Origin of the sequence: Alteromonas sp. AMM-1 (assembly GCF_047290655.1) — a bacterium.
Taxonomy (GTDB): Bacteria; Pseudomonadota; Gammaproteobacteria; order Enterobacterales; family Alteromonadaceae; genus Alteromonas; species Alteromonas mangrovi.
In genome coordinates, this window is record NZ_JBLBUE010000136.1 from 1 (window position 1) to 9753 (window position 9753).

Annotated in this window: 8 protein-coding genes and 1 pseudogene; 5 read left to right on the forward strand and 4 right to left on the reverse strand. The window is 46.8% G+C overall.

The genetic code is table 11. The features are described from left to right. A pseudogene (locus tag ACLR2L_RS16030) lies at positions 1-465 on the forward strand (hypothetical protein); the annotation flags it as partial. A 73-nt stretch (positions 466-538) separates the two neighbouring features. Here ACLR2L_RS16030 and ACLR2L_RS16035 read toward each other — a convergent pair. Beyond that, positions 539-1381: an HDOD domain-containing protein gene (locus tag ACLR2L_RS16035; RefSeq protein ID WP_413369506.1), complete on the reverse strand. Its 843-nt coding sequence runs from the start codon at positions 1379-1381 to the stop codon at positions 539-541. 326 nt (positions 1382-1707) lie between these two features. Here ACLR2L_RS16035 and ACLR2L_RS16040 point away from each other — a divergent pair, with 326 nt between their 5' ends. Next, positions 1708-4179, forward strand: a complete 2472-nt coding sequence (locus ACLR2L_RS16040) for a hypothetical protein (RefSeq protein WP_413369508.1) — start codon at positions 1708-1710, stop codon at positions 4177-4179. 43 nt (positions 4180-4222) lie between these two features. Here the strand turns inward: ACLR2L_RS16040 and ACLR2L_RS16045 are convergent, their stop codons facing one another. Then, a complete protein-coding gene (locus tag ACLR2L_RS16045) occupies positions 4223-5098 on the reverse strand; it encodes a LysR family transcriptional regulator (RefSeq protein ID WP_413369510.1) in 876 nt (291 codons plus the stop codon). Between the two features lie 170 nt (positions 5099-5268). Continuing rightward, positions 5269-6867 carry an ABC-F family ATPase gene (locus tag ACLR2L_RS16050; RefSeq protein WP_413369512.1) on the reverse strand — a complete coding sequence of 533 codons (1599 nt, stop codon included), beginning with the start codon at positions 6865-6867 and terminating at the stop codon, positions 5269-5271. A 309-nt stretch (positions 6868-7176) separates the two neighbouring features. Here ACLR2L_RS16050 and ACLR2L_RS16055 point away from each other — a divergent pair, with 309 nt between their 5' ends. From ACLR2L_RS16055 to ACLR2L_RS16065, 3 genes are all read left to right on the forward strand, one after another. Then, positions 7177-7863 carry a glutathione S-transferase family protein gene (locus ACLR2L_RS16055; protein ID WP_413369514.1) on the forward strand — a complete coding sequence of 229 codons (687 nt, stop codon included), beginning with the start codon at positions 7177-7179 and terminating at the stop codon, positions 7861-7863. Between the two features lie 70 nt (positions 7864-7933). Beyond that, positions 7934-8098, forward strand: a complete 165-nt coding sequence (locus tag ACLR2L_RS16060; RefSeq protein WP_413369516.1) for a hypothetical protein — start codon at positions 7934-7936, stop codon at positions 8096-8098. Positions 8099-8188: 90 nt separating this feature from the next. After that, the gene (locus tag ACLR2L_RS16065) at positions 8189-9055 is read left to right on the forward strand and encodes a WYL domain-containing protein (RefSeq protein WP_140956630.1); all 867 of its coding nucleotides are present in this window, start codon (positions 8189-8191) and stop codon (positions 9053-9055) included. 57 nt (positions 9056-9112) lie between these two features. Here the strand turns inward: ACLR2L_RS16065 and ACLR2L_RS16070 are convergent. Further along, on the reverse strand, positions 9113-9753 hold a 641-nt coding region (locus ACLR2L_RS16070; RefSeq protein WP_413369518.1), incomplete at its 5' end, for an AMP-binding enzyme.

Below are 9753 nucleotides of genomic sequence, written 5' to 3' on the forward strand. Positions count from 1 at the left end.
ACCATTGCGGTATTTGATCAGGTAACAGCAAAATTGATGTCAGGCACAACGGAAATTACCGGTGAAGATCGGTTGATCACGCCAGCTATGTCGGGCGTTGCTGTTGCGGCTCCAACCAACATTCACGGTATCGACTACGACGTACAGAGTGATAGTTTGGTTGTGTCTGATGTGGGCAGTGCGGCCGATGCTACCGACGGCAAACTCTATGTACTACCCGGTGCCGGAATGGCCGATGGTCTTACTGATATATCGGTGTCTATTGCCGGTCCAGCAACTATGCTGGGCAATCCGGTGGATATCATGCTCAGCAACGGGCATGTTTACGTAGCTGAAAAATCTAACGACATGATTATGCGTTGGGATAACATTTTAAATCGCGAGAGTGGCGATATCCCAGCTGATTACGGTTTCAGCTACACCAAACCAGAGTCTGTCGCGGTTATTCCTGCGTACCTTTGGTAAATCACGATAGCAAGTAAAAGCCCCGGTTCACGGGGCTTTTTATGTCTGCGGTATATCTTCTGTTCAATCGTCGCTAGAAAATGTTAAACGCATTGGGGTTAAATAGCTGAATAACGCTTAACACCTGAATATTGGTTTCATCTACCGCTTTCGTTACGTCGTCGTCGCTCAGTCCTAATTCAGAAATCAAGGTTCCTGTTACATGAGACTGCTCACCATAGATATCGGCATTCACATTATCCAGCGCCAGTTCATAGCTAAGTTTGATGATTTGATTCGCTACATCCATACCTGACACATTGCTATAAATGGTAGAGATGGGCCCGTATATCGATTCAGGTAATCCCCAGTGTTCAATTAATGAAGCCGAAAAATCAGCATAGGTGAATCCCATGGTACGTTGTTGAATAACCGAAGGTGTAATATCGGGCGAGAGTGTAGCGCATTGTCGGGCAATGTCTGGTTGTAGTTTCACCATTGCCAGTTCACCAACATTATGAAGTAATCCGGTAACAAACAGGGTTTCAGAACCCCGTATGCGTTTTTGGTCGGCAAAGTACTTACTGAGTAGTGCACAACTCACGCTTTGTTCCCAAAACCGGTCCATATCAATTACCGATGCGTCAATTTCCTTAAACGTATGGGACACACCATAAGACAACACCAAATCGTAGGTCGCTTTAGTGCCAATAACCTGAATGGCTTTGGTGACGGTATCTATACTGTGTGGGAATCGATAGAACGCACTGTTGGCTATTTTTAATAACTGTGTAGTGAGAGATGGGTCAAAGGCAATGATTTCCGCTACGTCATCCAAATTGCTGGCAGGGTCTTCGATGCATTCTTTTAGCTGGGTAACCGAGTCAGGAAGCACAAAAACCGATTCTGCCTGTTGTACTAATTCTGCTAAATTCATAGTCCACTTCAATCTGTTTATTTGGCCTTCAGCTACGGTTATGCAACCTGAGTATGAACGGGCGGCATCGCAACACAACGTTGAATGAAAGAGAGGGGGAGCATGAACGGTGTGATGAATGAAGTTACTGCTACTACACGTTCAACGACCACTGCACTTTAATTAACTATAGTTCACAACGACACTTTCTATAGCTCTTTTTGGCGATTTTTATTCGTCTGCCATTCAGATTATCCCGTTTTACAACATAAAGCATGTTGAAACTATCGATTATTTTATGAGCACAGCTTCACTACACTCTCTTTGATAAAAATAAGGAGTTAGCCATGTTCACAAAACACATCAGGGTTATATCTGTGCTGTGGGTTGTCGTTGGTACATTTGCCAGCAGTGTACACGCAGCAGTAACAGAAGAAGACATAATTGCCTTATCTCTTGGCGCCTATGGACGCTTCCCTCTGCTTGATTCAACCATGTCAATTCACGACAATCACGCATTGTATGATCAGGCCAGAAGTACCCTGGCTGTAGGTATTGAGTTTAAAAATGTCCATGATGATTTGCTGGCAGAGAATCTGATTGTCTATGTTAATGGTTACGACGTTACCTATTTGGATCCCGGCACGGCTTATACGGTGTTTATTCCCTCAGGAAATCCAGCGAATCCCTATGGTGAAGCCGGTGCATTTTTGGAATACCCGCTTAATCTTACCAAGCAATATCCGCTGGCAAATATCACCGCAGAATTGATCCACATGGATACCGGTATTGTCATCGCGCGTGAAAAGGTGGTAGTGCTCGAAACCACGCAGGACAATCTAACGGGATTTACTGGCGTGCCTTCTGTTAACGAAGGGCTCAATTTCCAGCTCACCGGTTATGGTATTGGTGGTGACGGTGACGGTAATCCTACTGGGCTTGAACACAATGTGTCTGAAACCTTCCCCGTGCCCAGTCATGCCTATTTTACCAATGAACTGAACCAGGCCGTACAGGCAATTCCAACGACTACTCGTACCGAGTTAGAAGCGTGTATTGAGCTGGATAAACTCGACGACAATCGGTTTTCAAATATTCTCGAGTTTCCTGCGTATGCTGAAGCCTTTGCTATTGCGACAGCAACGTACGCAGCATTTGAAGGGTGCAGGTCAAGTGGCCTCGGCGCTGCGGTGTGTAGCCGCTCGTGTGTGAAAAAGCCGCCGCTTGCCAAACATTTTAAATTATGTGTGAATACGATGGAGGGTGAACCTGTAAGCGGCGCGATTGGCAATACGCATGATATTGAATTATCCGCGCTTACCAATTCTTCTGTAAACGAAGGACTCATTCGGGCCGATGTTGAATTGCACGATTTTCGCGGCGATGTTGATATTCATTTACAGGACATGAGTATTGAGTGGCGCAATGATAATCGTTGTATTGGACGGCCCCGAGCAGATATCCCGCAGTCTCAGGTTGACGACCGGGACTGGTTGAGCGAATTTGCCGTTTGCCATACAACGATCACTGCCAATACAGTGGATTCCACTGCGCGCCGCGGTGTATCACCGGTTTATGGTATCTTCTCTCCCACAGATGACACCTCGCAAATTGAAGTGGACGATGCAACGCTGGGCGTATTAAAACTGGTTCAGCCTACTGAAAACGCCAGTGTTGGGGCATGTGCTGAAACCTTCCTGAATCAGACCGCCAAAGATATCGTGCGTCACTTTTCGCCCAAAATGGAAAAGGCCGTTAACGACACCTTTAACGCGAATTCACCCGATACCATGCTAGCAGAAACCATTGAACTAGCTTTGCAACCTCTGGAACTGGTGGATATAAAAAGCACGGGCATAGAGATGAACCATACCTTTGAAAGTATCAAAACAGCGCCAGAATCCGGTCTGACAATAAAATATCGTTCAAGCTTTACGCCATTGGTAACGGAAAGCCTTGGGGTGCCTGTGTCCAGATACGTGGTGCAGGGTACACCAATGTACAGTGACTTATTTTACTCACTGGATAATTACGGTAATACGGTGTCGTCGAATCATGGATATACTTCTTCATGGCTAAATCACTTGATGTACGCGAAAGGTCAGTCATTTATTTTAAATAAAACCTTCACGTTTACTGAAGCCCAGTTGGGGACCAAGGAATTCGGTGACAGCACGCAAACTTTCGACGGTAGTGTGTTAACCGAGATTCATCCCGGCCTGGATTATCTGAAAGGTCAAACGGTGGAAATTGGCATGTATCGCAATTTGAACCCGTTTTTCTATCAGGTTGAAGATCCCAATCCTGTTGATTTAGTACCACTGGTTGGATCCCCTAACAGTTTTATAATGGAAGGTGTCCGCGTGGTGGTGAAAGCACCCAATGAAGTGCTATCAAACGGAGAGACGGTTATCGGCGAAACCTTTATTGAGCTCTCGCTGGGCTTGTTTGAAGAAGAGTTTGATTTATTCCACGATGAAGCTTTTCAAGTCCCGTATCTTGAACCTACGTTGATTGCCGATTTGGTGAATAAAATGTCGATGGACATTATCAGCTTTAACAGCCCGAGCTGTGCCAAAATCAAGCATGAACGCGGTACCGCTGACTATGGCGCGTGTGAGAGAGTCATTGAACGGGGGCTAAAAGCCTTTATGTATGACCATCTGTATACCATGATGGATGAACTGTTAAGCGATATCCCTGCCGTTCAGTACTACGTGTCGGAATCCGACGATAAGCAGGTGCAGCAGCAAATTCAACAAACATCCCGGTTCCACAACATGGGGCGTGTGAATATTGCAGGCTATCTGCCCAATTAGAAACGTGCAGTATGAGTTAAAGCCGGGTAAATACCCGGCTTTGTTATTTTTGCATGGAAAATCGACTGATTAAGAAGTCACCGAAAGCCCGGGCTGCCGGTGATATTTGTGACTTGCCTGGAAACAGCAGCGCAATATCAAACGTCAGAATGGCCTGATCGGGGAAGAGCCTGACCAACTGCCCACTGTTAACGGCATCTTCAACCATATAGTCGGGCAAAAAGGCAACACCCAGACCCGCGACGGCCACCTCACGCGACGCATCCCCACAGTCAGTCCACACCGGGCCTTGCACATGCTGTTCGGGTTGCAGTGGCCAGTAATTTTTAAAGCGGGGAACAGTACAAATTGCGCAGGGCATGGATGCAATATCACTTAATTGTGTTGGCATGCCGAACTTTTTGAGTAATGACGGGGCGGCAACCAGCCAAATCTCACAATTAGCCAGGTGACGGGCGACCATAGAAGAATCGTCCAGTCGTGTTACGCGAATAGATATATCCGCCCCCTGAGCTGATAAATCAATGCGATCATCGCTAAGCAGCCAATGGATGGTCAGTTTGGGGTATTGCTCAACAAAGTCGGGAAGCAATGGAATCAATCGCTTCTGAGCAAAAGTGGTTGTGCAGGCTACCCGAAGCTCACCTTCAACATTTTCAAGCGGTAGTTGTGCCATTTCATTGAGTGTACTGATTGACTCAATAATTGCTTCACATTGTGGGAACAAGCGTTTGCCCGCATCATTCAGGGCGACGTTTCGGGTGGTTCTGAGCAATAGCGGTTGGCCAATGTATTGTTCAAATTCCTTTACCAACCGACTTACCGACGTTGCAGAACAGTTCAGGCGTTCGGCGCCCGCGTTAAAACTACCGTATTTCACTACGGTTACAAATGCCTGCAACGCTTTGGTGTTTTTCATTCCTACAACATACAAGGTCGACTTGTTTGTCTTATTTTTAATCTAATCTGCCAAAGGTTGCAAACATGGATACGCTGAGTTGACGCGTGCTGATGGTTGTAGCCGTTTATTAATCAACGAAAAAGAACGCCATAGGGCGCTCTTTAATGGTGACATCTATTTGTGGGAGATTACGAGTGCATCGCACTTAAGTGCGCTTCAAATTCTTCGTAAGTGCCATCAAAATGCGTGATCTTCTGGTCTTTAATCTCTATCACCTGAGAGGCAATGGAGCTAACGAATTCCCGATCGTGGCTTACAAAAATAACCGTACCTTCAAACGCTAGTAAAGCATTGTTCAGGGCTTCAATGGATTCCATATCCAGGTGGTTGGTGGGTTCATCCATCACCAGCACGTTAATGTCCTGTAGCATGATTTTGCCAAAAAGCAGGCGGTTTTTCTCTCCACCCGAACACACACTGACTTTCTTGTTGAAGTCGTCAGAGCCAAATAGCAAACGGCCAAGCATGCCTTTAACCTGCAGATCGTCGTGTTTTGGCTGACGCCACTGTGACATCCAGTCAAACATGGTCATGTCGTTGGCAAAGTCTTTTGAACTGTCTTGTGGAACGTAACCAACAGCCGCATTTTCGGCCCATTTTACGGTACCTTCATTGGCGGTTATGTCGTTAATCAAACATTTTAAAAAGGTCGTTTTACCGGCACCGTTTTCACCAATGATAGCCAGTTTTGAACCTGCTTCCAGCAACAGATTTGCGCCACTGAATAGTGGTGTATCTGTGTAGCCGTGTCCCAATTCTTCCAGGGTGATAGCCAGTCGGTGCAGTTTTTTGTGTTGTTTAAACTGAATAAAGGGCTTGCGACGGCTGGATGACTTGATGTCGGCAAGTTCGATCTTTTCCAGACGTCTGGCTCGCGACGTAGCCTGCTTGGCTTTTGACGCGTTTGCCGAGAAGCGGGCGACGAAGCTTTGTAATTCTTCAATTTCAGCACTCTTTTTGGCATTTTCATTATGCAGCTGTTCCTGCACCAGTGCCGCAGCAGCAACGAATGCATCATAGTTGCCCGGATAAATTCGCAGGTCGCCATAATCGATATCGGCCATATGCGTACATACCGAGTTTAAGAAGTGACGATCGTGCGAAATAATGATCATGGTAGACTTTCGCTTATTCAGCTCTTCTGCCAACCAGTGAATCGTATAGATATCCAGGTTGTTTGTTGGTTCGTCTAACAGCAGCACGTCCGGATCGGCAAACAGCGCTTGGGCTAACAACACCCGTACTTTACGACCAGGCGCTACTTCGCGCATTAAGCCGAAGTGGTAGCTTTCTTCAATACCGGCGGCAATGAGTATATCGCCTGCACGGGATTCCGCAGTGTAGCCATCCATTTCGGCAAATTGTACTTCTAATTCAGCGACTTCCATGCCTTCAGCTTCGGACATATCCGCTTTGGCGTAAATTTCGTCACGGCGCTTTTTTACTTCCCACAGTTCGCGATCGCCCATGATCACTGCGTCAACAACGCTCATGTCTTCAAAGGCAAACTGATCCTGATTCAGGATCCCGAGTTTAGTTCCAGGGGACAGTGAGACGTTACCTGCGGTGGGGGTTAACTTGCCGCTCAGAATTTTCATGAATGTGGATTTGCCACAGCCATTTGCGCCAATCAGGCCATAGCGATTACCGTTGCCAAATTTGGCAGAAATATTTTGAAATAATGGCGATGAGCCAAATTGCATTGTGATGTTGGCAGTGGTTATCAAAACTGTACTTCCGGGCTTGAAAAAAAGAGTGGCTAATGTTGCTTGCGTCGCGCAGTTGAGCTGCCTCACGCGCGGCGCGCAATATAATGGTTAAGGGCCAAAGTGTAAAGCCTGTGCGGCGAAATTTTCGCCAAATTTCGGTATTTGTCGTTAGACGGACAAAGGCGTGCTAGTGTGGTGTTTGTACTACAGACTCTTAACGTATACTGGTACAGTGTATCAATACAGCGCTTTTTCACTGAAGCCTTGCACTGGCATCATCCACTCCTGCTCAAATTTAGAGTGTGTCATTCAACGGAGGAAACACATATGAGTTATACCCTGATCATTGGTAACAAAAACTATTCTTCATGGTCGATGAGGGCCTGGTTATTACTGGAGTTTCTGGGCGTATCCTATGAGGAAATATCCATAGATTTGTACACGGTGTCTACTAATGACGAAGTGCGGAAATTAGGCGGCGAAACCGGCCTCGTGCCGGTTTTAAAAGACGGCACGCTCACGATTTGGGAAACGTCGGCCATTATTGAATACCTTTATGAATCGTTTGCGCAGGTTTGGCCAGCAGACAAGGCGTTACGAGCCCGAGCAAGAAGCATTTGTGGTGAAGTGTATTCGGGTATGAGCGCTTTGCGTAATGCCATGCCGGTAAATACCCGGGCGCGATTTAATCTCACGGGCATTTCGTCTGCCGCGAATGCCGACATAAACAGAGTGGTTCAGATTTGGGAAGACTCTCTGACGTTATCAGGTGGCCCCTGGTTGTTCGGTGAATTCAGCGCTGCAGATATAGTGTTTGCCCCAATCGCTACTCGATTCCAAACTTACGGCGTTAAACTCACCGGTGATGCAAGCACTTATCAGGCACGTATTTTGAGTCATCCATTAATGGTAAAGTGGCTGGCAATGGGTAAAGCGGAACCGCAGGTAATTCCTCTGTTTGAAGAAAAGTTCAGTGCGTTTCGGGTTGTTAATCCTGATAGCAATAACAATTGATCGGGAAGCGTGTTAGGGGAGTTTTTACCTTTTATACCCTGGTGATTAAACAAACAACGGATGCTGGAGCATGGACGAAAAAAATAATGCGAGTAAAAAACTGACAATGGGCATTGGTGTTGGAGTGGCTATTGGCGTGGCATTGGGTGTAGCACTGGATAACGCAGCATTGGGTATAGGCGTGGGCGTTGCTATTGGTGCAGCCCTAATCACCACCGCAAAAAACAAACCCTGAGCTTGAGGCCGCACTTCGTCGATTGCGGCTTTACACCCGCGTTAAAATAAACCACACTGGCGCATTATCTATAAATTTGGCTTAGGGAAGATGCTAGACAGTATCAGTTTCGCGCAGCGTCAGCGTTTGGCGTACATCGATTTCTGCCTGTTGTTTAAAGGTGCTATTTACCGTCAGGATCTGATTAACCGCTTCGAAGTAGGGCTGTCAGCCGGTTCACGCGATTTTAATTTGTATAAAGACCTAGCCCCGGACAACCTTAGCTACGATTCCAGTGGCAAGCGTTATTATCAAACGGCCCAGTTTAAGCCGCTGTTCGAACACGATGCTCAGCGAACGCTTACCAAACTGGCGAACGACATCTCTGACGGTTTTGATGCCATTGGTGATATGCATTTTCCGGTAGAGGCTCCTTCAAGCCTGAACATTCCTGATATCTTTATTGTGGCAAAACTGGTGCAGGCCATTTTAAACAACAAAGCGGTTAGCGTGATTTATACCTCGTTAACCAGTGGCTCGAATGCCAGGGAATTAGTGCCGCACAGTATCGTAGACAACGGTTTACGCTGGCATGTGCGTGCGTTTGATCGCAAAAGTAACAGCTTTCGCGACTTTGTATTAACCCGTATTAGTAAAGTGACAATCAAAGCCACGCCAGACAGCCAGGAGAGGGGCGATCAGGATACCGAGTGGCATCGAATGTTGCCATTGCAACTGGTTCCGCACCCTAAAAATGTATCGTTTCCTACCGCCATTGAAATGGATTACGGCATGGAAAATAGTCAGTTGTTAATTAATGTCAGAGCTGCAATGGCCGGGTATTTGTTGCGTCGCTGGAATGTAGATTGTACCGAACGGGCTACGTTAAAAGGCGCAGAATACCAGTTGTGGTTACAAAACCGTTTTACTCTGAACAACGTTGAAAACCTGGCAATTGCACCGGGATACAAAAGCTGAGCAACTTAACGCCATCGACCAGGCATTTACCTGGTCGATTAGCGAGGACGAAAAGAATTAATTGTGCTGTTTGGACAGGCTGGCGCGAATTTCTTTTTTGTTGATTTTGCCCACAGAGGTTTTCGGAATATCGTCAACCATGGCAATCTGTTCCGGTACTGCCCACTTAGAAATTCTGCCTGAGTCTACAAACTGCATAAGATGCGCTTGTATGTCTTCGCAGGTTAAAGTTTGAGATTTAGGTACGATCATGGCGAAAGGGCGCTCGCCCCATTTTTTATCAGCTATGCCTACCACTGCCACCGCGGCAACGTGAGGGTGCTGACTGATCAGATTCTCAAGTTCAATGGATGACAGCCACTCGCCACCCGTTTTGATTACGTCTTTGATACGGTCTTTGATTTCTACAAAACCGTCGGGGCGAATACTGGCTACATCACCGGTGTGCAATCGTCCACCTTCCCACAGTTCTTCCTGCTTTTCGTTTTCTTTAAAATATCCCTGGGTGAGCCACGGTGTTTGTACGGTAATTTCGCCCACGGCGTTACCGTCGTGGGCAACGATATTACCCTCAGGGTCGGAAATCGTGAGGTCTACCATATTCGAAGGCACGCCCGTAAGGATCCGGTAGGCCAGTTGCTCATCGGGTGGCAACGCACGCTGCGCTTTGTTTAAATGGGTAACCGTAAGCAGAGGGC

Bases quoted from the DNA above. Each gene is read 5' to 3' on its own strand.
- ACLR2L_RS16045 (WP_413369510.1), bottom strand. From the start codon at position 5,098: ATGAAAAACACCAAAGCGTTGCAGGCATTTGTAACCGTAGTGAAATAC.
- ACLR2L_RS16055 (WP_413369514.1), top strand. From the start codon at position 7,177: ATGAGTTATACCCTGATCATTGGTAACAAAAACTATTCTTCATGGTCG.
- ACLR2L_RS16065 (WP_140956630.1), top strand. From the start codon at position 8,189: ATGCTAGACAGTATCAGTTTCGCGCAGCGTCAGCGTTTGGCGTACATC.
- ACLR2L_RS16040 (WP_413369508.1), top strand. From the start codon at position 1,708: ATGTTCACAAAACACATCAGGGTTATATCTGTGCTGTGGGTTGTCGTT.
- ACLR2L_RS16035 (WP_413369506.1), bottom strand. From the start codon at position 1,381: ATGAATTTAGCAGAATTAGTACAACAGGCAGAATCGGTTTTTGTGCTT.
- ACLR2L_RS16060 (WP_413369516.1), top strand. From the start codon at position 7,934: ATGGACGAAAAAAATAATGCGAGTAAAAAACTGACAATGGGCATTGGT.